Source organism: Verrucosispora sioxanthis (assembly GCF_010560025.1).
Lineage (GTDB): Bacteria > Actinomycetota > Actinomycetes > Mycobacteriales > Micromonosporaceae > Micromonospora > Micromonospora palythoicola.
Genome location: NZ_SAIY01000002.1, coordinates 278,776 through 298,395, shown reverse-complemented (window position 1 = coordinate 298,395; position 19,620 = coordinate 278,776). Strand labels below are relative to the sequence as shown.

Genomic DNA, 19,620 nt, shown 5'->3' with positions numbered 1-19,620 from the left:
AACCTTCCGAGGCGACGCCGGCCCGGGCTGGCTGCGTGGCTACGCGGGTGCGCCGACCGGGCTGGGGGCCTCGTCGAGCAGGTCGACGACCTCGCAGAGGGACTTCAGGGTCCGGCCGGCCCAGTCGACGTCGAGGTTGAACACCAGGTGGTCGGCGAGATCGGGTGCGGCGAGCCGGACCGCGCTCAGGCCGGCGCGCTGCGCACCGGTCAACTCCTGGCTGCCGCCGTCACCGACGTAGAGACAGTCTGCTGGCGGCAGGCCCAGCCGCGCACAGGCGGCCAGGTACAGGCTCGCGTCCGGTTTGCATCGCCCCACCTGCACCGAGAACACCCGGACGTCGAGCAGCGGGGCGATCGCCAGCTCCGGCAGGAACGTCGGCAGCTCGTGGGTGCAGTCACTGATCACGCCGGTCCGCACGCCCCGCCGCCGCAGCGCCCGCAGGGTCGGCACGGCCTCGTCCCGTAACCGGGTGTCCGCGCGTACGGCCTGGTGTCGGGCAACGGCGGCAGCTCGCAACGCCTCCGCCGAAGGGCGTACGCCGGCCTGTTCGCACACCCAGCGCAGGGTCCCCTCGACCGTGCCGAAGCGCCCGCTGGCGCGTTCGTAGAAGCTGCGGTCGAGCACCTCGACAAAGGTGTCCGGCGGGCAGCCGAGCAGTTCGGCGGTGCTGAGGTGACCTTCGCCACGCTGAACCGGACGGGTCAACGTGCCGAAGAAGTCGAACAGCACCGCCCGGAACGTGGGCATGGAAACCGACTCCGGGCGGAAGGGGGAGCCTGGGTGAGGACGCGCATGATCGTAACCGAACGCTGACGGAAAGTGGTGCCCCTGCGACATGTGAAGATTGCACCTCGTGGTCACCGAACCTCATCGTCCGCCGCTCGACCTGATGACCGGCGCGGCCCTCGCCGTCGCCGTCTTCGCCGTCTCGTCGTCCGCGCCGCTCATCGCGTTCGCCGCCGCACCCGCCCTGGCGGTCGCCTTCTGGCGCAACATGCTGGCCGTCGCGGTGCTGAGTCCGTTCGCGCTGACCCGCCGACGGTCCGAGTTCCGCTTCGTCACCAGTGGCGCGGGTCGCCGGGAGGGCATGTTCTGCGTCCTCTCCGGGATGGCGCTGGCGGCGCATTTCGCCGCCTGGATGCCGAGTGCGAAGCTCACCTCGGTGGCTGCGGCAACGGCGCTGGTGGCCACCCAGCCGGTCTGGCAGGGGCTGATCGCCCGGGCGCAGGGCCGCCGGTTGCCGGTGGGTGTCTGGGCCGGCATCGGGGTGGCCGTGGTCGGGGCGGTGCTGGCGACCGGGGCCGACTTCACCGTCTCGGGTCAGGCCTTCACCGGCGATCTGCTGGCGCTGGCCGGTGGGCTGTTCGCGGCGGTGTACACCGCGCTGGGTGAACGGGCCCGGGTCACCGTCAGCAACGCCACCTACACCACCATCTGCTACGGCGTGTGCGGTCTGATCCTGCTGGTGGTCTGTCTCGTCGGCCGGGTGCCGCTCAGTGGCTTCGACACCGGCACCTGGCTGGCCGTGCTCGCCCTGGTCGGCGGGGCACAGCTGCTCGGCCACTCGATGTTCAGCTACGCGCTGCGGCGGGTATCGGCCACCACGGTGAGCGTGCTGATCCTGCTGGAGGCACCCGGCGCGGCGCTGATCGGCTGGGCGTGGCTGGGTCAGCTGCCCGACCCGGTGACCCTTCCCGGCCTGTCGCTGTTGCTGGTCGGGGTGGCCGTGGTGGTGTTGTCCAGCGCCCGCACGGCCCGGCGTGCGACACGGGTCAGCACGGCGGTGCCGGCGGACGCCGCTCCGGTCCGCGACTGACGCCGACCCCGCCGGTCACACCTCGTGTACCTCAAGCACCCGGGTCTGCGGGGCGGCCTCGCCGAGCGCCAGCCGCAGTGCGATCCGCTCCGGATCGGCCAGGTACGTCTCGTATCCGGCCCGGGTGTCGAACCGGATGACGTGCACCTCGGTACCCCCGTCACCGGTGCGCAGCCGGCGTTCCAGCCGTCCGCCGTGGCGTGGCAGCAGCGCCAGCACGGTGTCCTCGTACCGTTGCCCGGCCTCGACCGCGCCGTCGGGAAGCTCCACCAGAGCGACCAGGCGCACCGCGGCGGCCGGGTCGCTGACCAGCGACTTCCAGAACTGGTGGTCGACGTGACCACCGGGGATGCCCTCCCGGCGACCCGTGTCCAGGTAGCCGTGCCGGCGGTAGAAGCCCGGCGCCTGGAACGAGAACGAGGCGACCGAGACCTCGGTGCAGCCGCGCCGTCGGGCCTCCTGCTCGGCCGCCGCCAGCAGCCGACCGCCCCAGCCTTCGCCACGGCGATCCGCGCGGACCCAGACCATGTTGATCCCGGCACAGCCGCCCCAGCTCCATCCGGTGAGCCCGGCCATCAGCTCGCCGGCGGCGTCGGTGACCCGGACGGACAGCGCCGCCTCGTCGGTGGCGCCGGTGGCCCGCTGGTTGAAGCTGGTCAGCTCCGCGTCCAACCGGGCGGCCAGTTCCTCGTCCTTGCCCAGCACTTGCAGGTTGACGCCCTCGGCGACGGTCATGGCGCGGAGTATCGCAGTGTTTCCCGACCGGGGCGACCCGGTTGCCCGCCCGATGCGACCTCAGGCCGGGCGCCCCGGGTGGCTCGGCCTGTCCGGGATCCCCACCGCCGCGGCGCTGGCCGACCAGAGTCGCGCCGCGAGCCGCGGGTCGGCCGCCTTGGGCCACGGGCGGCGTGGCCGGCAGTCGAAGTAGTAACCACCGCTTGTCAACCGGGAGCGGTCCTGGTTGGCGAGCCAGACCAGCGTCTGGGCGCCCTTGGCCGGGCTGCGGAACGGCAGCAGACGCATGCCCAGGGCGACCACCCGACTCTCGTTGCCGAACCGGGTCCGCACCACCCCGGGATGGAAGCAGTACGAGTCGACCTGCGGCCACCTCCGGGCCGCCTCCGCGGTGAACAGGATGTTCGCCTGCTTGCTGGTGCCGTACGCGGACATCGGTCGGTAACGGCGCAGCGGCGCGTTGAGGTCGTCCGGATCGAGGGTGCCGCTGCGGTGCGCGCCGGAGGCGGTCACCACCATGCGGCGTACCCGGTCGGCCAGCAGGTTGCTGAGCAGGAAGGGCGCCAGGTGGTTGGCCTGGACGGACAGCTCGAAACCGTCGACGGTGGTGACCGGCTGGAGCACGATCGCGCCGGCGTTGTTGGCCAGCACGTCGATCCGGTCGTACGCGGCGCGCAGCCGCTCGGCCAACTGCCGGACGTCGTCGAGGGCGGCGAAATCGGCACGGAACACCTCGGGCCGCTCCCCGGACGCCTCGCGTACCTCGTCCGCGGCGGCTCGCAGTCGGGCCGGGTCCCGGCCGACCAGGACCACCCGGTCGCCCCGGCAGGCCAGCTTGGTGGCGGCGGCCAATCCGATGCCGGAGCTGGCCCCGGTGATCACGACCAGTCGACGGTCAGTGACATCTTCCACAGGTCCATTCACCGCGGTCACGGCACGAGGTTACCGTGGCGTCACAAGCACCTTTGGAAGATCGTCGAGTCAGGGACGGCGCTGTGGCCGTGCCTTGGAAGGAGCGCCGTCGATGGCGGTTGTCGGGCGTCCCCGCCGGTCCTGTCTGGCCGTGCCCGGATCGAGCGTCAAGATGCTCGGCAAGGCCCAGGGCCTGCCCGCCGACCAGGTCTTCCTCGACCTGGAGGACGCGGTCGCCCCACTGGCCAAGCCGGACGCCCGCAAGAACATCGTGGCCGCGCTGAACGAGGGTGACTGGGCCGGCAAGACCCGGGTCGTCCGGGTCAACGACCTCACCACCCCGTGGACCTACCGGGACGTCATCGACGTGGTGGAGGGCGCGGGGGCCAACCTCGACTGCGTGATGCTGCCGAAGGTGCAGGACGCGGCGCAGGTGCAGTGGCTGGACCTGACCCTCACCCAACTGGAGAAGACCCTCGGCCTGGAGGCGGGCCGGATCGGCATCGAGGCGCAGATCGAGAACGCCGCCGGGCTGGTCAACGTCGACGCCATCGCCGCCGCGTCGCCCCGCGTCGAGACGATCATCTTCGGTCCGGCCGACTTCATGGCCTCGATCAACATGAGGTCGCTGGTGGTCGGCGCCCTCATCCCCGACTACCCGGGCGACCCTTACCACTACATCCTGATGCGCATCCTGATGGCCGCCCGGATGCACGACAAGCAGGCCATCGACGGCCCGTTCCTGCAGATCCGGGACACCGACGGGTTCCGCGAGGTGGCGAAGCGGTCGGCGGCGCTCGGCTTCGACGGCAAGTGGGTGCTGCATCCCGGGCAGATCGATGCCGCGAACGAGGTCTACTCCCCGGCCCAGGCCGACTACGACCACGCCGAACTGATCCTCGACGCGTACCAGCACTACACCTCGGAGGCCGGTGGCCGGCTGGGTGCGGTGATGCTCGGCGACGAGATGATCGACGAGGCGTCCCGCAAGATGGCGCTGGTGATCGCCGCCAAGGGCCGGGCCGCCGGCCTGACCCGCACCTCGACGTTCGACCCGCCGGCCGAGTAGCCGCAGCGATCACCCCGCGCCCGCCCCGACCTCGGCCGGGGCGGGCGTTCGCCGGTCAGGTGGTGGAGGACGAGTTGGCGATCGCGAAGGCGATCGCGATGGCGTAACCGATGATCACCAGGGCGAGCAGGCCGGTGAGGATCCAACCGACGATGATGGCGGCCTTGGCCATCCCCTCGCCGCCCTCGCCGGTCTCCCGGATCTGGCGCATGGCCACGTGCCCCATGATGGCGCCGACCGGGGCGGTGATGCACGAGCCGATCCCGATCAGGGAGAGGACCAGGGCGACGATCGCCATCGAGTTCGTCTTCTGCTGCGGGTAGCCGTACCCGGGCGGGGGGTAGCCGTAGCCGGGCGGGGACGGCGGGTAACCGGCGGGCTGGGCCGGCGGGTAACCGGCCGGCGGATACGGCGCGGCGGCCGGGTCCGACTTCATCCCGGCGTACGGGTCGACCGGCGGTTGATACGGATCGTATCCGGACGGCTGCGGTGGAACAGCCGGCTGCGAGCTGACCGGCAGCGTCGGGTCGGCGGGCGGGCTGGACGGCTGGCCGGTCGATGCGGGGTCGGGCCAGCCGCCGGCCGGCGGGGGTTGCGTCATCGGGCTTCTCTTCCGTCGCGATGATGTGGCGCAGTCAGGGTAGTCATTGCCGCGCACCTCGCGACGCGCCCGGCATCGGGTGCGCGTTGCCCGACAGTGGCGGGAAAGGGCAGGATCTCGGCATGGGGATTGACGCGCGCGCGGCGGACCGCTCCGGCAACAGACCGAGACGGGACGTCAGCCGGCCGGGCCTGAGCCGGCGGCCACGCCCTGCCACCGCACCGGAGCCCGGCGACCAGGACGCACCGGCGTCACTGCCCGAGCCGGTGACCATGCGGTTGGACGGCAAGGTCGCGCTGGTGACGGGGGCGGGCAGCCCGGACGGCATCGGGTACGCCACCGCTCGCCGACTGTCCGACCTGGGCGCCCGGGTGGCGATCGTGTCGACCACCCGGCGCATCCACGAGCGGGCCAGCGAACTCGGGGTGACCGGTTTCGTCGCCGACCTCACCGACGAGTCGGAGGTGGGCGCGCTGGCCGACGCCGTGGCCGAGCAGCTCGGCGACGTCGAGGTGCTGGTCAACAACGCGGGTCTGGCCAGCCGGGCCAGCCCGGAGGTGCTGCGCCCGGTGGCGCAGCTCAGCTACGACGAGTGGCGGGGCGAGATCGACCGGAACCTGACCACCGCCTTCCTGTGCAGCCGGGCGTTCATCGGCGGCATGGCCGAGCGCGGTTGGGGTCGGATCGTGAATCTGGCCGCCACCGCCGGTCCGGTCAACGCGCTGCCCACCGAGGCGGCGTACGCGGCGGCCAAGGCGGGCGTGGTGGGCCTGACCCGGGCGCTGGCCATGGAGATGATCGCCGACGGGGTGACGGTCAATGCGGTGGCTCCGGGCACCATCTACACCGCCGCCTCGACCATGGCCGAGATCAAGCAGGGTCTGGGTACGCCGGTGGGGCGTCCCGGCACGCCCGACGAGGTGGCCGCGGCGATCACGTTCCTCTGCTCGCCGGCCGCGTCGTACATCACCGGGCAGATGTTGGTGGTCGACGGCGGCAACAGCGTCCGGGAGGCCCAGTTCCGCTGACGGGCTCAGGTGCTGGTGCCGTCGGAGCCGGCCCAGATCGCCAGGGCCAGCCAGCCGCAGCAGGCCAGCAGGAGCAGGCCGGTGAAGATGTAGCTGAGGATCAGGCCCCAGGTGGCGAGCTGCTCGCCGTCCTCGCCGCTGGTGCGCAGTTGCCGCTTGGCCAGGTGACCGAGGGCGATGCCGACGGGAGCGAAGACGAACGCGAAGACCAGCGAGAGGATGGCCAGCACGTTGGTGCCGCGCCCGCCGCCCTGGCCGGCCGGTGGCCCGTACTGCCCGTAGGGCACCTGTGGGGCGTACGGGGGTTGCTGAGCCCACTGCTGGCCGTGCGGCGGCTGGCCCGGGTGCTCGTACGACGGCTGCCCGTACGCCGGCTGCTCGCCCTGCTGCTGTCCGTACGGCTGGCCGTACTGCGGCTGCTGCCCACCCGGGGGTGGCTCGTAGGGCGACGGTGGCTGGTCCGGCTCCGGTGGTTGGCCCACGCTCTCCTCCTACGGTCCCAACGTCCCTGGTCGCGGGGCCCTCATTGCGGGACGCTACCCGCAGCGGTGAACCTTTTCACAGCGGTTGGGTGGACTGGTCACCTTGGCCCCCCGGGTCGGGCGACCGATACTGATCGAGCGTTTAGTTACCAGTGAGTAGGCGCTGAATCCCCGGAGGCTGAGATGGCTCGACTCGCCCAGACGCCCGGCCTGACCGACGAGCAGCGGGCGATCCTGGAGACCGTCCGGGAATTCGCGGACAAGGAGATCATCCCGCACGCGCAGCGCCTGGAGCACGCCGACGAGTACCCGGCCGACATCCTCGACGGGATGAAGGAGATGGGCCTGTTCGGTCTCACCATCGCCGAGGAGCACGGTGGCCTCGGCGAGTCCCTGCTGACCTACGCCCTGGTGGTGGAGGAACTCTCCCGGGGCTGGATGTCGATCTCCGGCATCGTGAACACGCACTTCATCGTGGCGTACCTGATCTCCCAGCACGGCTCCGCCGAACAGCGGGCCCGGCTGCTGCCGAGGATGGCCACCGGCGAGGTGCGCGGTGCCTTCTCGATGTCGGAACCGGAGTGCGGCTCCGACGTCTCGGCGATCAAGTCGAAGGCCGTCCGCGACGGCGACCGGTTCGTCATCGACGGCCAGAAGATGTGGCTCACCAACGGCGCGTACTCGTCGGTGGTGGCCACCCTGGTCCGGACCGAGACCGGCGCCGACTCGGTCTACGGCAACATGAGCACCTTCCTGCTGGAGAAGGAACCCGGCTTCGGTGAGACCGCCCCGGGCCTGACCATCCCCGGCAAGATCGACAAGATGGGCTACAAGGGCGTCGAGACCACCGAGATGGTGCTCGACGGCGTCACCGTCCCCGACAGTGCCGTCCTCGGCGGGGCCGACCAGGTGGGTCGGGGTTTCTACCAGATGATGGACGGCATCGAGGTCGGTCGGGTCAACGTCGCCGCCCGCGCCTGCGGCATCTCCATCCGGGCCTTCGAGCTGGCCGTCGGGTACGCCCAGCAGCGCCGGACCTTCGGCCAGCCGCTGGCGAAGCACCAGGCCATCGCCTTCAAGCTGGCCGAGATGGGTACGAAGATCGAGGCGGCGCACGCCCTGATGGTCAACGCGGCCCGGCTCAAGGACGCCGGCCAGCGCAACGACGTCGAGGCGGGGATGGCGAAGCTGCTCGCCTCGGAGTACTGCGCCGAGGTCGTCCAGGAGGCGTTCCGCATCCACGGCGGCTACGGCTACTCCAAGGAGTACGAGATCGAGCGGCTGATGCGGGAGGCGCCGTTCCTGCTGATCGGCGAGGGCACCTCGGAGATCCAGAAGACCATCATCTCCCGCGGCCTGCTCCGCGACTACAAGCTCTGAGCAGTCAGCTCCGTCGGGTCAGCCCGGCGGCGGCCCGCTCCACGATCAGGCAGCGGTCCTCCACGTAGTCGATGCCGGCCTCCTCGGCGATCCGTCGGGCCTGCGGAGACACGATGCCGAGCTGCAACCACACCGCCGGGGCGCCGATCCCCACCGCCTGCCGCACCACCTCCACGGCGTCGTCGGCCGGCCGGAAGATGTCGACCAGGTCCACCGGGTGCGGGATGTCGGCCAGGGTCCGGTACACCGGCTCGCCGAAGAGTTCGTCGGCGGTCGGGTTGACCGGGATGATGCGCCAGCCGTGCCGCTGCATCTCCAGCGGTACGCGGTGAGCAGCCTTGAACGGATCGCGGGACGCGCCCACGACGGCGATCACCTGGGCGTCGGCGAGGATCTGCTGGGCGGAACGCATTCGACGACTGTAGCCGCGCCGCCGTCAGCCCGCCCGGTCCGTTCAGAGCAGGCTCAGCTGTTCCGGCGCTGGTGCTGGTTGCGGCGCAGCACGGTGCTCGCCGGCTCCGGACCGGATCAGTCCGTGCCGGCGGGCGGCGATGCGGACCCGTGCGGTCAATTCCCGCTGGTAGGACTGCGGCGCGTACGCGCCCGCGCCGAACAGCTCCCGATAGCGCGGCACCAACCGGGGATGTTCCCGCCCGAGCCACTGCGCGTACCACTCGCGGGCGCCGGGGCGCAGGTGCAGCGGTAGCGGCGTCACGCTGGCGGCACCGGCGTTGGCGATCGCCGCCACGGTGGCCTCGATCGACTCGTCCGAGTCGGAGAGGCCGGGCAGGATCGGCGCCATCAGCACACCCACCTCGAAGCCGGCGTCGGCGAACCGGCGTACCGCGTCGAGCCGGCGGCGCGGGCTCGGCGTGCCGGGCTCGACCGAGCGCCACAGCCCCTCGTCGAGGAAGCCGACCGAGAAGGCGACGGACACCCGGGTGACCTCGGCCGCCTGTCGCAGCAGCGGCAGGTCACGCTGGATCAGCGTGCCCTTGGTCAGGATCGAGAACGGGTTGGCGAAGTCGCGCAGCGCCTCGATGATCGGCGGCATGAGCCGGTAACGCCCCTCGGCCCGCTGGTAGCAGTCGACGTTCGTGCCCATCGCCACGTGCGCCCCGCGCCAGCGCGGCGCGGCCAGCTCACGACGCAGCAGCTCACCCGCGTTGACCTTGACGACCACCTGGCTGTCGAAGTCCGCCCCCGCGTCGAAGTCAAGGTAGGTGTGGGTATTTCGGGCAAAGCAGTAAAAACAGGCATGACTGCATCCCCGGTACGGGTTGACGGTCCACTCGAACGGGACGCGGGACGTGCCCGGAACCTTGTTGAGGATCGACTTGGCGCGCACCTCGTAGAAGGTCATGCCGGCGAATTCGGGGGTGTCGAAGGTGCGGACGACCGCATCGGGCAGCGCCAGCGGCAGGGGTGGCGTCGCTGGCGCTGCCCGTCCGGGATCTCCCTCGACCGGGGGAGCGGTCAGGTTCTCCCAGCGCATGGCCAGTATTCGAACACATGTCCTAGTGGCGTGCAAGTGACTCGCCGGACACCCGCGTGTGGGTCGGTCGGTGTGGGGGGAGGATGAAGGCATGTCGACCTTCGTCTACGACGGGGACTGCGCCTTCTGCACCCGCTGCGCGGAGTTCATCGAGCGCCGCATCCCGACCGGTGCCCGTGTCGTGCCCTGGCAGTTCGCCGACCTCGACCGGCTCGGCCTGACCGAGGCGGAGTGCGAGGAGGCGGTGCAGTGGGTCGGCGCCGACGGCAGCCGGGCCGCGGGCCCGGACGCCATCGCCGCGCTGCTCGCCAGCAGCGGACGTGGGTGGCGGATCGCCGGAGCCGGGCTGCGGATCCCACCGGTACGCGCCGTCGCCTGGCCCGTGTACCGCTGGGTGGCCCGTAACCGGCACCGGATGCCCGGCGGTACGGCCGCCTGCTCGTTGCCCCAGGAGACCCGGGACCGCCTCTACGGCCCCTCCAGCGGCTGACACCTCGCCAGGACGGACCGCCCGCTGTCGGCCCTGTTCTCGTGCCGAGCACGGATCGGGGACCGGTCAGGGCGCTGTCGGGTCCGGCACCGGCTCGCGGCCACCACGTCGTGTCTTCGCAGAAGCGGCGGTGGCGGCCGACAGTGGATCCGCGTCGAGTCCTCGCTGATCGGGCCTGGACCCGCGGGCCAGGAGCCGTCGCATCGCGACGACCGGGCGGACCTTCTCCAGCGGCAGGAAGCTGGTCATGGCGACCAGGTGCGGCGCGAAGGAGATGGTGATCGTCGCGATCGTCACCAGGTGGAACGAGTAGAAGAAGCCGACCATGGCCAGCCGCCAGCGCTCGGGCAGCACGAAGACCAGCGGGCTGAGCAGTTCGAAGGCGAGGATGCCGAACTGGGCGACGAGCAGCAGGTGGGGCACCTGCGCGATCAGGTCCGCCAGGTCGGTGCCACGTCGGATGATCGCCTTCGCGAGCACCGAGCCGGTGGCCCAGTCCAGGCCGCCGAAACGGAACTTGGCCCAGGCGGCCAGGAAGTAGGTGCAGATCACCGAGATCTGGGTGACCCGCAGCGCCCAACCGCCGGCCTCCGTCCTGGTCGGGTCGCCGTGCCGGGCGCGGCCGGCGGTGGGCAGCACGGCCAGTGCGACGAGCAGAGCGAACCGGTCGTGGTCCACCTTGCCGTAGCTCATCGCGATGATCATCCACTCCAGGTAGAGCGCGAAGACCGTCCAGCCGAGCAGCCGGTGAGCGCGTCCGGTCGCGGCGAGCAGGGCCAGCAGCAGCAGGGCCCAGAAGATCACGCTCACCAGCGTCGCGGTGGGAGTGGGTAGCGGCAGTACGCGCCCGACGAACAGCGGTTGGTAGAGGTTGCCGGGTACGTCGACGCGGTCGCGTACCCAGGGGGTGAAGACGACCAGGTCGGCGGCGACGAACAGGTAGACAAGCGTACGGAACGCGGCGACGCGACCGCGCGGCACCGCCTCGGTGAGCCAGCGGCTCATGGGGTGACCTGCCAGCGGACGACGGTCTCGTCGAGCCACCGGCCGGTGGGTCGGCGGTCGGTGACGTCGTGCCACCGGATCACGATCCGGACCTCGGCCAGTTCCGGTGCGTCGGGGTGGCGTCGGCCGTACGCCTCGGCGACCTCGCGCAACCGGCTGGGGTCGGCGACGTACCGACTCTGCTGGCCCTCGATCTCGGCCCGGCGGATGCCGGTCGCCGCCTCGCCCAGGTCGACGAGATCGCCGTTGCGGTCGACCCCTTCCACCCGGGTGTCCGGTGCGTCCGCGTCGGCCGGATCGGAGGTGGAGTACATCCGGAAGGGGCCGAACGGGAAGTGGTCGTCGGCGCCCCAGGCCGTGCCGGCGAGCAGGACGGCGAGCCCGAGTGCCGTCACCGCCACCCGGACCGTACGGCCGCGGCTCGTCAACGCATCCATCGGATGCCGAAGATACGGCACCGGCGTGCGTTGCAGTGGCCTGATCGGCGGGCCGTGTCCCAGCTGTGACGGGCCCGGTGAGCGGATGGGTGCGCAGACGCCGCTGGCCGGGCCCGATCGGGGGCCCGGCCAGCGTGCCGAGATGAGATCAGTGCTTGTGCTCGGCGAGCTTCTTGCGCACGTCGTCCATGTCGAGCGCCTGAACCTGCTCGATGAGGTTCTCCAGAGCCGACTCCGGAAGCGCGCCCGGCTGGGCGAAGACGATCACGCCGTCGCGGATCGCCATGATGGTCGGGATGGACCGGATGTCGAACTTGGCGGCGATTTCCTGCTGCGCCTCCGTGTCCACCTTGCCGAAGGTGATGTCCGCGTGCTTGTCCGACGATCGCTCGTAGACCGGAGCGAACCGCTTGCAGGGACCGCACCAGTCGGCCCAGAAGTCGACCAGCACGATGCCGTCGCCTTCGGTCACCTGGTCGAAGTTAGCCGTGGTCAGCTCGACGGTTGCCATGTGAGTCTCTCCGATCACGCGGAACAGCTACGTCTGGTGGAACCCGGGCGTACCCCTTCGCATTCCCGTCGTGGTGCCACCGTAACCCTGGTCGCAGTACGGATGGGGCCTTTGTCCGCATCGATCGCCGTCGGTCTTCGGCGGCGTCCGCAGATCGCACATGCATGTCGCATTTGCGTGACCGCCCGTAATGGGAGCGTTTCCACTGAGATCAACGCTCTGACCGGGTACGAAGCGGTAACTTCGGCGCTGACTAGCAGTGATTCGACCTGCGGAGATCGCTTTTTGACCGATGATCTGTTACTCAGAGTAATGTAACAAAAAGATAAATGTGACCTCGGTCTCTGTGCGACCGGACTGGCGTACGGCAGAATCTTGAAGCATCAGAGCGTGGGCGGCGGGTGCCGGGGAGGGCCCCGCCGCTCATTGCGTCCGGCCTCGGTCCAGCCGCGCCGGACCCCAGCCGCTCCGGTGCTGATCGGTCTCGGCTGGTGTGACATTCCGCCGCCCGTCGCGCCCCCCGCTTCTCCTTAACCCTCGATAAGGCATGCTGTGCCGAACTTCGCCGCCTCCGTCGAGGGAGACCAGGATGCAGTTCGGCCGCTACTACGAGGAGTTCGAGGTCGGCGCGGTCTACCGGCACTGGCCGGGCAAGACGGTCACCGAGTACGACGACCACCTGTTCTGCCTGCTCACCATGAACCATCATCCGCTGCATCTGGACGCGCACTACGCCGAGACCGCGAGTCAGTTCAGGCGCAACGTCGTGGTCGGCAACTACATCTACTCGCTCCTGCTCGGCATGTCGGTGCCCGACGTCAGTGGCAAGGCCATCGCGAACCTGGAGATCGAGTCGCTGCGGCACGTCGCACCCACCTTCCACGGCGACACGATCTATGGCGAGACCACCGTGCTGGACAAGCGGGAGTCCGCCTCCAAGCCGGATCGTGGCGTGGTGGCGGTGGAGACTCGCGGGTACAACCAGGACGGCACGCTGGTCTGCGTCTTCCGGCGCAAGGTGATGGTCCCCAAACGGGAGTACGCGGCGGCAGCCGTGCCCGACGGCGTCGACCCCGAGCGGCCCAGCTTTCCCGAACCACGCTGACCTAGTGGTGACGTCCCGAGCCCGGACCCGTCGCGGCCGGTCGACCGCAGCCGATGGGGAGGCGGTGGCACGCCACGGCGGGTTCCCGCCGTAGGGGTTCGGTATTCGTCCCGGGCGAATATGCTGGCGCCGGAGGTCCCGCCATGAGCGAGCGAATCACCACCGCCACCGCCTATTCCGCCACCGAGTGGGACCTGCTGACCGGTCTGCCTGGCCGGGTGATCGTGGCCGCCGCCCAACCCGGCCCGGGGCGTCCGCCCCGGAGCGTGGCGGCGGGCCTGGCCGGACTGGACGCGGTGGCGGCCGGCCGAGCCTTCGACAGCGATCTGGTCCGGGCGGTGGTGGCCGCGATCTACGCCCGGCATGACGGGCCGTCCCGGCCGGCGGCACCGCTCACCGAGCTGGTGGACGTACTCGCCGCCTGCCGGGCCGTCGTGCGGGTACTGGCTCGGCACGCCGATCCGCCGACTCGGCCGCCTACCGACAGTGGGTGCAGTCGGTGGCCGCCCGCGTCTGTCGTACCGCGTCCTCGGCGGTGCCCGGCGGCGTGCTGGCGCCCGCCGACCGTCGATTCCTCGACCGGCTCGGCGCCGCCCTCGCCCTGCGGTGACCGCCGCCCTCGCCGTGCGGTGACCGCCGCCCTCGCCGTGCGGTGACCGCCGCCCTCGCCGTGCCCCGGCCGGCGGGCCCATGCCCGCGCTGAGCGGTGCGGTGATCGGGGCGCTCGACGGTGACGGCGGTCGGCCGCCGGCGTGCGGGCGGTCCGCGTGGCTCCCGGTGCTCCGGGCGGTGGGTGGTGCTCCGGGCGGCGGGGCGTAACCTGCGTGACCGTGACCGGTGAGCAGCTCGACGTCGGCGTTGGCCCCTGGCCCGGCGACCCGCCGGAGGATCCCCGCTACGACCCGGAACTGCTCGCCGCGGGGGATCGGCGCAACGTGGTCGACCGCTATCGCTACTGGCGACGCGAGGCCGTCGTCGCCGATCTGGACCGGCGGCGGCACGACTTCCACGTGGCGATCGAGAACTGGCAGCACGATCTCAACATCGGCACGGTGGTCCGCAACGCCAACGCGTTCCTCGCGGCCGAGGTGCACATCGTGGGCCGGCGGCGCTGGAACCGCCGCGGCGCGATGGTCACCGACCGCTACCAGCACGTACGCCACCACGAGACGATCGATCAGTTGATCGCCTGGGCGGCGGAGCACGACCTGCCGTTGGTCGGCATCGACAACCTGCCCGGCTGCCGGCCACTGGAGACCAGCACGCTGCCCCGGCGGTGCGTCCTGTTGTTCGGTCAGGAGGGTCCGGGGCTCTCCGAGGCCGCCCGTTCCGCGTGCGACCAGGTCTTCTCGATCGCCCAGTACGGCTCGACGCGCTCGATCAACGCCGGGGTGGCGAGCGGCATCGCCATGCACGCCTGGATCCGCGCCCACGCCGGCCCACCCCCGACCTGACCCCACCCTCCACTGCTGTTGACCATGAAGTTGTTGTCGCGACACGCCGAGGAGCGAGATGACAACTTCATGATCGCTCGGGTGGGGGACGCGGGTGGGGACGGGTGGTGGGGTGGGGGAATCGGGGGAGTGGGGTTGACGGGGGGCGGTTGGGGGGTGACGGTGGAGTGGTGACGGTTGCGGTGAGTTGTCCCAGATGTGGGGGGTCGGTCCGGCCACCGGATCTGATGCATCCGGAATCCCGCTGCCCCGACTGCGGGCCGGTCGCGCCCCTGCGCGTGCCCGAGCACATCGGCGCGGAGATCGTGGCCAGCGTGGTCGACCACATCCGGGCCGCCGCCCAGCCGCAGCAGCCGGCGGTTCCGCTGTGGTGTCCGTGGCCGCTGCCGCCGGGCTGGACCACGACCGGCGTGGCGTGGGCCGGCGACGATCGGCTCGGAGTGCGGGCCACGGTGGTCGCCTGCGCCGGGCCGGCGCCGTTGGGTGGTGGCCCGGCGGATCTGGTCTTCGTAGCCGAGGAGCCCGGCGTGGGGCTGGGTACGCGATACGCCGGAGTGCCCGGGCCGGACGCCGGACCGGAACTGGTCGAGGCGCTGACCGACCCCGGCCCGGGGCATCCCGGCCATGTCGGACGCGCCGGGATCAGGGTGGCCGGTCACCCGACTCCACTGTGGCTGGTGAACTCGCTACCAGATCGAAGCGCGTACGCCGGCGAGGCTCGGGGAATGTGGCTCTATGCGATAGCCTGGCCGGCGAGTGCGGGGCATCTGCTCGCCGAGGACGTGCTGCTGCACGACCTGGTCGAGTGGACGCCGTCCGAGCTCGTGTACGGCGCTCCATCTCCGTACCTGCACGGGAAGGCTTGACAAGTCTCCCGGAATGTCGGAGAACGGACGCAGATATTCACGGTAAGACACCACGCTGATACTCTGGGTGCCGCTGCGGTAATGGGACCCGGCGCCGCGCGAGAGGATGGCCCGCCATGGTCAAGAAGGTCCTCACCTGGGCCGGAATCGCATTCTTGATCTTCTTTGTCGCCTACCGGCCAAATTCCGCCGCGGACGTGTTCAAGTCGCTGGGCGGCGGCATCATGGACATCGCCCAGGGCTTCGGCGACTTCTTCACCTCACTGGTCGCCTAGCCTCCGATGGGAAGCCCCTCCGGCCCACCCTTCGATCCCGACGATCCCGACCGGGCCCGCCGGGAACGCGACACAGAGCCGATTCCTCGAATCGATCCCGACGACGGGCCGGGCTACGGTGCCGGCCCTCGCCCCTCCGACGGTCCGTCCTTCTCCGACGACGTCGGTTACGGCGACGGCCCGGGGTACGCCGGCGAAGGCCGGTCCGGACGGGCCTGGGTGCGCGATCCGGAGGCCGGTTACCTCCCCCCGGAGATCTCCGAGGAGGAGTTGGCCGGCCTGCGCGCCGATGCCAGCGGCGCCACCCCACGTCGGGTGCTGCCGCTGGAGGACGAGCCCAGCTCGTTGGTGGCCCGGTACCTGTTCCCGACCGAGCGGTACCGGGGCGAGTGGAAGCGGCACTGGGTTCACCTCGCCACCCCGATCATCGTCGGTGTCGCAGCGACCTTCGTGCTCGGCTACCTTTCCGGCTTCCTCGCCGGTCAGGACGTCGGCGCGCTCACCACGATCGCGGTGCTGCTCTGGTTCGCGGTGATGGGCTGGGTGGCGTGGCGGGTCGCCGACTGGTGGTACGACCGCTTCATCCTGACCAACAAGCGGGTCATGGTGGTCAACGGCATCATCACCCGGCACGTGGCGATGATGCCGTTGACCCGGGTGACCGACATGAAGTACGAACAGTCGCCGGCGGGCCGGGCGCTCAACTACGGCACCTTCGTGCTGGAGTCCGCCGGTCAGGAGCAGGCGCTGCGTGAAGTCAAGAACCTGCCCAACCCCAACGAGCTCTATCTGCGCGTCGTCGAGGAGATGTACGAGCCGCAGGCGGTCGAGGCCCGGTTGGGCAAGGAGCAGGACGAGGCCAAGGCCGACGACGGAGCCTGAAACTTTCTCGACCGAACATCGGAGATATTGCGGCACCTTCCGTCCTCGACCCGCTGGTCCCGCTGTGGCAGGCTGCGGCAGGATCAGGCACGGAGGTGGTGTGTGGCCAGCAGCAACGCGCTGGAGGAGGAGTTCCGCGACTTCGTCGCGGCCCGCTCCGGTGCCCTGCTGCGGACCGCGTACCTGCTCACCGGCGACTGGGGCACGGCCGAGGATCTTGTCCAGACCGCGCTGACCAAGACGTACCTGGCGTGGAAGCGGCTGGGTGGGATCGAGGCGATCGAGCCCTACACCCGACGAGTCATGGTGAACACCTCGACGAGTTGGTGGCGGCGTCGCTGGCACGGCGAGCGTCCGACCGAGGTGCTGCCCGAGCAGGCCGCCACGGACGAACTCGAACGCCAGTTGGACCGGGACGTGCTCTGGCGGCATCTGAGGGCCCTGCCCGCCCGGCAGCGCGCGGTGCTGGTGCTGCGCTTCTACGAGGACATGTCGGAGGCACAGACCGCCGCCATGCTCGACATCTCGCCGGGCACCGTGAAGAGTCAGACCTCCCGGGCGCTGGCCACGTTGCGTCGACGCATCGGCGCGGAGGAACCCTTCGGCCTGCGTGCCGGCAGGTCGGAGTCAACCGAGCGGTCGGCCGACCGGACCGGGCCCGGAAGTCCGCAACCGGAGGACGCCGGGCGTCCGGTGCGGGCCGCCCGGCGCCGGCCCGCTGGCACAGCCACCGGCGGGGTTGTCCCGGCCCTTGGCGCCGGTGTCGGCGGTGCGACGGCCTCGCCTGACCGGATCTCCTCGCGCGGCACGCCCGCCTCGGCCGGGGCCGACGGGCGTGACAACCCCGCATCGGCACCCGGACCGGCGGCAGCGCAGCCCGGCGCGCTGGTCGGAGAGCGGCGGTGAAGCGGAAACCGGCAGCTCATGACAACCAGAGCCGGTTCCCGGATCGTCAATTGGACGTGCCGTCCGACGAGCTTGAAGGCGCCCTCCGGGAGATGCTGTCCCGGCGGGCGGCCGTGACGCGCGCGGTCGCCGTCGACCCGGCCGGCGTGGCGATCCGCCGGGCCGACCGGATCCAACGTCGCCGCACCCTGGCCGGGATGGGCCTGGCCGTGCTGGTGGTCGTGACGGTCAGCGTGGGCAGCCTGCACGTGCGCGACAACCGGCCGCCGGCGGGCGGGACGGTGGTGATCGGTGACCCCGACCAGCGGCCGCTCGTCGAGCGCGTCACCGCGCCACCCGGGCCGGACACCGCGGCCCCGATCGCCGAGGTCGACCTGTTGATCGACGACTCGATCGCCACCGCGCAGGGTCGACGGGTGCCGCTGCTCGGCATCGGCGAGGTGGAACGGGTGCACCGGCTCACCGACGGGCGTGGCTGGTTGGCCGTCGGGGCACCGACCCTGGCCGGACGGTTCCTGTGGGCGGTGGCCGCGGACGGCACGGCGCAGGTGCTGCTGGCCGGTGCCGACGAGATCGTTCTGGATGCGGAGGGCCGGCAGGTCGCCTGGAAGCAGGGCACGGTGCTGGCCGTCGCCGGGATCGTCGACGGTGAACTCGCCGACACCGTACGAGCCGAGGCACCGGCCGAGGCGGTGCCGCTGCGGTTCGTCAACGGGGCGGTGCTGGTCAGGTTGGCGCCCGACCGTCCCGGGCACGTGCTGTGGCCCCTGCGACCCGGTTCGCTGGACCTGGGCGGTGACCGAGCCAGCACTCACATCTTCGGCGCGCTGCCCGATGGACGCCTGGTTGGTGGGACCACCCCGGGCGTCGGGCTGCCCACCTGCCTGACCCTGCTCGACCCGGCCCGGGATCTGGCACCCAGCCGGCCTGACTGTGGGCCGGAGACGGCCGGCGACGGCCTGGGTGCGGTGTCGCCGGACGGGCGCTGGCTGCTGGTCAACGGGCGGTCGGCGGGGGTCGACTCGGCGCTGCTGGTGGACCTGGTCACGTTCGACAAGCCCACCGCGGTACGGCCGGCGGGACCGCCGATGACCGGCACCGTGGTCTGGCGCACCGAGGACACGGCCTACTACGCCGACGCCGCCGGTGGCCTGGTGCGGGTGGCCGTCGACCGGGTCGTCGCGGGCCGTCCCGCCGCGCCGACCGCCCTGCCCGGCGTGCCTGCCGGTGAGCTACCGGTGGTGGTGAGCGGTGGCTGACCGGGCGACCGGTGACTGCGGGCGATGACCTCCCGGATCGATCTGCACACACACTCCACGGCCAGTGACGGCACTCTCCGCCCGGCCGAGCTGATGCGCGCTGCCGCGACGGCGGGACTGGACGTGGTGGCGATCACGGACCACGACACCACCGACGGCTGGGAGCCGGCACTGCGTGCCCTGCCGACCGGGCTGCGGCTGGTCCGTGGCGCGGAGCTTTCCTGCCGGTGGGACGGTGAACAGCCGCCGGTGCCGCTGCACCTGCTGGCGTACCTCTTCGACCCGGCGCATCCGGAACTGGTGGCCGAGCTGACCAGGGTGCGGGCGGCGCGGTTGGCCCGGGGCGAACGCACGGTGGACCTGCTGCGTGCCGACGGCATCGACGTGCACTGGCCGGAGATCCTGGCGCTGGCCGGTGGCGGGACGGTGGGCCGGCCGCACATCGCTCAGGCGCTCATCCGGGCCGGGCTCGTTGCCACCACCACCGAGGCGTTCGGGCCGGACTGGCTTGGTCAGCGGTACCGGCTGCCGAAGGAGGACACCGACGTGTTCCGGGCCGTCCGGCTGATCCGGGCGGCCGGCGGCGTGCCGGTGTTCGCCCATCCCCGGGCCAGCCGGCGTGGCCGGATCGTGCCGGACGAGCTGATCGCCGACCTGGCCGCGGCGGGACTGGTCGGGCTGGAGGCCGACCACGAGGACCATTCACCCGGCGAGCGGGACCACGTACGCGGTCTCGCGGCCGAGCTGGGTCTACTGGTGACCGGCTCCTCGGACTTTCACGGCAGTCACAAGACGGTACGGCTGGGTGCCTTCACCACCGGTGTCGACGCGTACGAACGGATCGTGGCGGCATCCTCCGGGGTGACCGAGGTCGCTTCGGGCTGACCTGGGTTTCGACGCCGACCGGCA

23 protein-coding genes and 1 pseudogene are annotated in these 19,620 nt (G+C 71.2%); 14 read left to right on the top strand and 10 right to left on the bottom strand.

The window, feature by feature from the left end; genetic code table 11:
* Positions 1–39: 39 nt before the first annotated feature.
* Positions 40–750 carry an HAD family hydrolase gene (locus tag ENC19_RS06530; RefSeq protein ID WP_164446233.1) on the bottom strand — a complete coding sequence of 237 codons (711 nt, stop codon included), beginning with the start codon at positions 748–750 and terminating at the stop codon, positions 40–42.
* 142 nt (positions 751–892) lie between these two features.
* Between ENC19_RS06530 and ENC19_RS06525 the strand changes: the two genes are divergently transcribed.
* Entirely contained in the window at positions 893–1,819 is a 927-nt protein-coding gene (locus ENC19_RS06525) for a DMT family transporter (protein ID WP_166458255.1), read from the top strand.
* A gap of 15 nt (positions 1,820–1,834) precedes the next feature.
* On the opposite strand, the gene ENC19_RS06520 is transcribed toward ENC19_RS06525, so the two are convergent.
* A complete protein-coding gene (locus ENC19_RS06520) occupies positions 1,835–2,554 on the bottom strand; it encodes a GNAT family N-acetyltransferase (protein ID WP_164446231.1) in 720 nt (239 codons plus the stop codon).
* Between the two features lie 60 nt (positions 2,555–2,614).
* Positions 2,615–3,466 (bottom strand): SDR family NAD(P)-dependent oxidoreductase, encoded by an 852-nt coding sequence (locus tag ENC19_RS06515; protein WP_164446751.1) that lies wholly within the window; start codon positions 3,464–3,466, stop codon positions 2,615–2,617.
* Positions 3,467–3,578: 112 nt separating this feature from the next.
* Between ENC19_RS06515 and ENC19_RS06510 the strand changes: the two genes are divergently transcribed.
* The gene (locus ENC19_RS06510; protein WP_164446230.1) at positions 3,579–4,535 is read left to right on the top strand and encodes an HpcH/HpaI aldolase/citrate lyase family protein; all 957 of its coding nucleotides are present in this window, start codon (positions 3,579–3,581) and stop codon (positions 4,533–4,535) included.
* 55 nt (positions 4,536–4,590) lie between these two features.
* On the opposite strand, the gene ENC19_RS06505 is transcribed toward ENC19_RS06510, so the two are convergent.
* Positions 4,591–5,136, bottom strand: a complete 546-nt coding sequence (locus ENC19_RS06505; RefSeq protein ID WP_164446229.1) for a DUF4190 domain-containing protein — start codon at positions 5,134–5,136, stop codon at positions 4,591–4,593.
* Positions 5,137–5,258: 122 nt separating this feature from the next.
* Between ENC19_RS06505 and ENC19_RS06500 the strand changes: the two genes are divergently transcribed.
* Positions 5,259–6,164 carry an SDR family NAD(P)-dependent oxidoreductase gene (locus ENC19_RS06500; protein WP_164446228.1) on the top strand — a complete coding sequence of 302 codons (906 nt, stop codon included), beginning with the start codon at positions 5,259–5,261 and terminating at the stop codon, positions 6,162–6,164.
* Positions 6,165–6,169: 5 nt separating this feature from the next.
* Here ENC19_RS06500 and ENC19_RS06495 read toward each other — a convergent pair whose 3' ends face one another.
* Positions 6,170–6,646 (bottom strand): DUF4190 domain-containing protein, encoded by a 477-nt coding sequence (locus ENC19_RS06495; protein ID WP_164446227.1) that lies wholly within the window; start codon positions 6,644–6,646, stop codon positions 6,170–6,172.
* A 183-nt stretch (positions 6,647–6,829) separates the two neighbouring features.
* On the opposite strand from ENC19_RS06495, the gene ENC19_RS06490 reads away from it, so the two are divergent.
* A complete protein-coding gene (locus tag ENC19_RS06490) occupies positions 6,830–8,026 on the top strand; it encodes an acyl-CoA dehydrogenase family protein (RefSeq protein ID WP_164446226.1) in 1,197 nt (398 codons plus the stop codon).
* A 4-nt stretch (positions 8,027–8,030) separates the two neighbouring features.
* On the opposite strand, the gene ENC19_RS06485 is transcribed toward ENC19_RS06490, so the two are convergent.
* Positions 8,031–8,438 (bottom strand): CoA-binding protein, encoded by a 408-nt coding sequence (locus ENC19_RS06485; protein WP_164446225.1) that lies wholly within the window; start codon positions 8,436–8,438, stop codon positions 8,031–8,033.
* 42 nt (positions 8,439–8,480) lie between these two features.
* On the bottom strand, positions 8,481–9,521 hold the full coding sequence (locus ENC19_RS06480; RefSeq protein ID WP_164446224.1) for an Rv2578c family radical SAM protein: 1,041 nt from the start codon (positions 9,519–9,521) through the stop codon (positions 8,481–8,483).
* A 91-nt stretch (positions 9,522–9,612) separates the two neighbouring features.
* Here ENC19_RS06480 and ENC19_RS06475 point away from each other — a divergent pair, with 91 nt between their 5' ends.
* On the top strand, positions 9,613–10,011 hold the full coding sequence (locus ENC19_RS06475) for a thiol-disulfide oxidoreductase DCC family protein (protein ID WP_164446223.1): 399 nt from the start codon (positions 9,613–9,615) through the stop codon (positions 10,009–10,011).
* 66 nt (positions 10,012–10,077) lie between these two features.
* Here the strand turns inward: ENC19_RS06475 and ENC19_RS06470 are convergent, their stop codons facing one another.
* The 3 genes from ENC19_RS06470 to trxA form a co-directional block, all read right to left on the bottom strand.
* On the bottom strand, positions 10,078–11,016 hold the full coding sequence (locus tag ENC19_RS06470) for an HTTM domain-containing protein (RefSeq protein ID WP_235944509.1): 939 nt from the start codon (positions 11,014–11,016) through the stop codon (positions 10,078–10,080).
* Positions 11,013–11,453 carry a hypothetical protein gene (locus ENC19_RS06465; protein ID WP_164446222.1) on the bottom strand — a complete coding sequence of 147 codons (441 nt, stop codon included), beginning with the start codon at positions 11,451–11,453 and terminating at the stop codon, positions 11,013–11,015. The genes ENC19_RS06470 and ENC19_RS06465 overlap by 4 nt, the downstream gene beginning before the upstream one ends.
* A 148-nt stretch (positions 11,454–11,601) precedes the next feature.
* Positions 11,602–11,964 (bottom strand): thioredoxin, encoded by a 363-nt coding sequence (gene trxA, locus ENC19_RS06460; RefSeq protein WP_164446221.1) that lies wholly within the window; start codon positions 11,962–11,964, stop codon positions 11,602–11,604.
* 589 nt (positions 11,965–12,553) lie between these two features.
* Here trxA and ENC19_RS06455 point away from each other — a divergent pair.
* The 9 genes and pseudogenes from ENC19_RS06455 to ENC19_RS06420 all read left to right on the top strand — a co-directional run bounded on the left by ENC19_RS06455 (position 12,554) and on the right by ENC19_RS06420 (position 19,596).
* A complete protein-coding gene (locus ENC19_RS06455; RefSeq protein ID WP_164446220.1) occupies positions 12,554–13,069 on the top strand; it encodes a MaoC family dehydratase in 516 nt (171 codons plus the stop codon).
* Positions 13,070–13,212: 143 nt separating this feature from the next.
* Positions 13,213–13,679 (top strand): annotated as a pseudogene (locus ENC19_RS06450) (hypothetical protein).
* A 220-nt stretch (positions 13,680–13,899) separates the two neighbouring features.
* Positions 13,900–14,523: a TrmH family RNA methyltransferase gene (locus ENC19_RS06445; RefSeq protein WP_164446219.1), complete on the top strand. Its 624-nt coding sequence runs from the start codon at positions 13,900–13,902 to the stop codon at positions 14,521–14,523.
* Between the two features lie 167 nt (positions 14,524–14,690).
* Complete coding sequence (locus ENC19_RS06440; RefSeq protein ID WP_328824164.1) at positions 14,691–15,389, top strand: DUF6758 family protein; 699 nt, start codon at positions 14,691–14,693, stop codon at positions 15,387–15,389.
* A 116-nt stretch (positions 15,390–15,505) separates the two neighbouring features.
* Positions 15,506–15,664: a hypothetical protein gene (locus ENC19_RS29235; RefSeq protein ID WP_007455302.1), complete on the top strand. Its 159-nt coding sequence runs from the start codon at positions 15,506–15,508 to the stop codon at positions 15,662–15,664.
* Positions 15,665–15,670: 6 nt separating this feature from the next.
* Positions 15,671–16,546 (top strand): PH domain-containing protein, encoded by an 876-nt coding sequence (locus ENC19_RS06435; RefSeq protein ID WP_164446217.1) that lies wholly within the window; start codon positions 15,671–15,673, stop codon positions 16,544–16,546.
* 102 nt (positions 16,547–16,648) lie between these two features.
* Complete coding sequence (locus ENC19_RS06430) at positions 16,649–17,452, top strand: SigE family RNA polymerase sigma factor (protein WP_328824163.1); 804 nt, start codon at positions 16,649–16,651, stop codon at positions 17,450–17,452.
* A gap of 56 nt (positions 17,453–17,508) precedes the next feature.
* Complete coding sequence (locus ENC19_RS06425) at positions 17,509–18,711, top strand: hypothetical protein (protein WP_164446216.1); 1,203 nt, start codon at positions 17,509–17,511, stop codon at positions 18,709–18,711.
* A 24-nt stretch (positions 18,712–18,735) separates the two neighbouring features.
* Positions 18,736–19,596, top strand: a complete 861-nt coding sequence (locus tag ENC19_RS06420) for a PHP domain-containing protein (protein WP_164446215.1) — start codon at positions 18,736–18,738, stop codon at positions 19,594–19,596.
* Positions 19,597–19,620 lie beyond the last annotated feature (24 nt).

Coding starts and splice junctions, on each gene's coding strand:
- ENC19_RS06525 (WP_166458255.1), top strand. CDS start 893: ATGACCGGCGCGGCCCTCGCCGTCGCCGTCTTCGCCGTCTCGTCGTCC.
- ENC19_RS06480 (WP_164446224.1), bottom strand. CDS start 9,521: ATGCGCTGGGAGAACCTGACCGCTCCCCCGGTCGAGGGAGATCCCGGA.
- ENC19_RS06465 (WP_164446222.1), bottom strand. CDS start 11,453: ATGGATGCGTTGACGAGCCGCGGCCGTACGGTCCGGGTGGCGGTGACG.
- ENC19_RS06475 (WP_164446223.1), top strand. CDS start 9,613: ATGTCGACCTTCGTCTACGACGGGGACTGCGCCTTCTGCACCCGCTGC.
- ENC19_RS06510 (WP_164446230.1), top strand. CDS start 3,579: ATGGCGGTTGTCGGGCGTCCCCGCCGGTCCTGTCTGGCCGTGCCCGGA.
- trxA (WP_164446221.1), bottom strand. CDS start 11,964: ATGGCAACCGTCGAGCTGACCACGGCTAACTTCGACCAGGTGACCGAA.
- ENC19_RS06455 (WP_164446220.1), top strand. CDS start 12,554: ATGCAGTTCGGCCGCTACTACGAGGAGTTCGAGGTCGGCGCGGTCTAC.
- ENC19_RS06500 (WP_164446228.1), top strand. CDS start 5,259: ATGGGGATTGACGCGCGCGCGGCGGACCGCTCCGGCAACAGACCGAGA.
- ENC19_RS06520 (WP_164446231.1), bottom strand. CDS start 2,554: ATGACCGTCGCCGAGGGCGTCAACCTGCAAGTGCTGGGCAAGGACGAG.
- ENC19_RS06490 (WP_164446226.1), top strand. CDS start 6,830: ATGGCTCGACTCGCCCAGACGCCCGGCCTGACCGACGAGCAGCGGGCG.
- ENC19_RS06420 (WP_164446215.1), top strand. CDS start 18,736: ATGACCTCCCGGATCGATCTGCACACACACTCCACGGCCAGTGACGGC.
- ENC19_RS06470 (WP_235944509.1), bottom strand. CDS start 11,016: ATGAGCCGCTGGCTCACCGAGGCGGTGCCGCGCGGTCGCGTCGCCGCG.
- ENC19_RS06435 (WP_164446217.1), top strand. CDS start 15,671: ATGGGAAGCCCCTCCGGCCCACCCTTCGATCCCGACGATCCCGACCGG.
- ENC19_RS29235 (WP_007455302.1), top strand. CDS start 15,506: ATGGTCAAGAAGGTCCTCACCTGGGCCGGAATCGCATTCTTGATCTTC.
- ENC19_RS06530 (WP_164446233.1), bottom strand. CDS start 750: ATGCCCACGTTCCGGGCGGTGCTGTTCGACTTCTTCGGCACGTTGACC.
- ENC19_RS06505 (WP_164446229.1), bottom strand. CDS start 5,136: ATGACGCAACCCCCGCCGGCCGGCGGCTGGCCCGACCCCGCATCGACC.
- ENC19_RS06485 (WP_164446225.1), bottom strand. CDS start 8,438: ATGCGTTCCGCCCAGCAGATCCTCGCCGACGCCCAGGTGATCGCCGTC.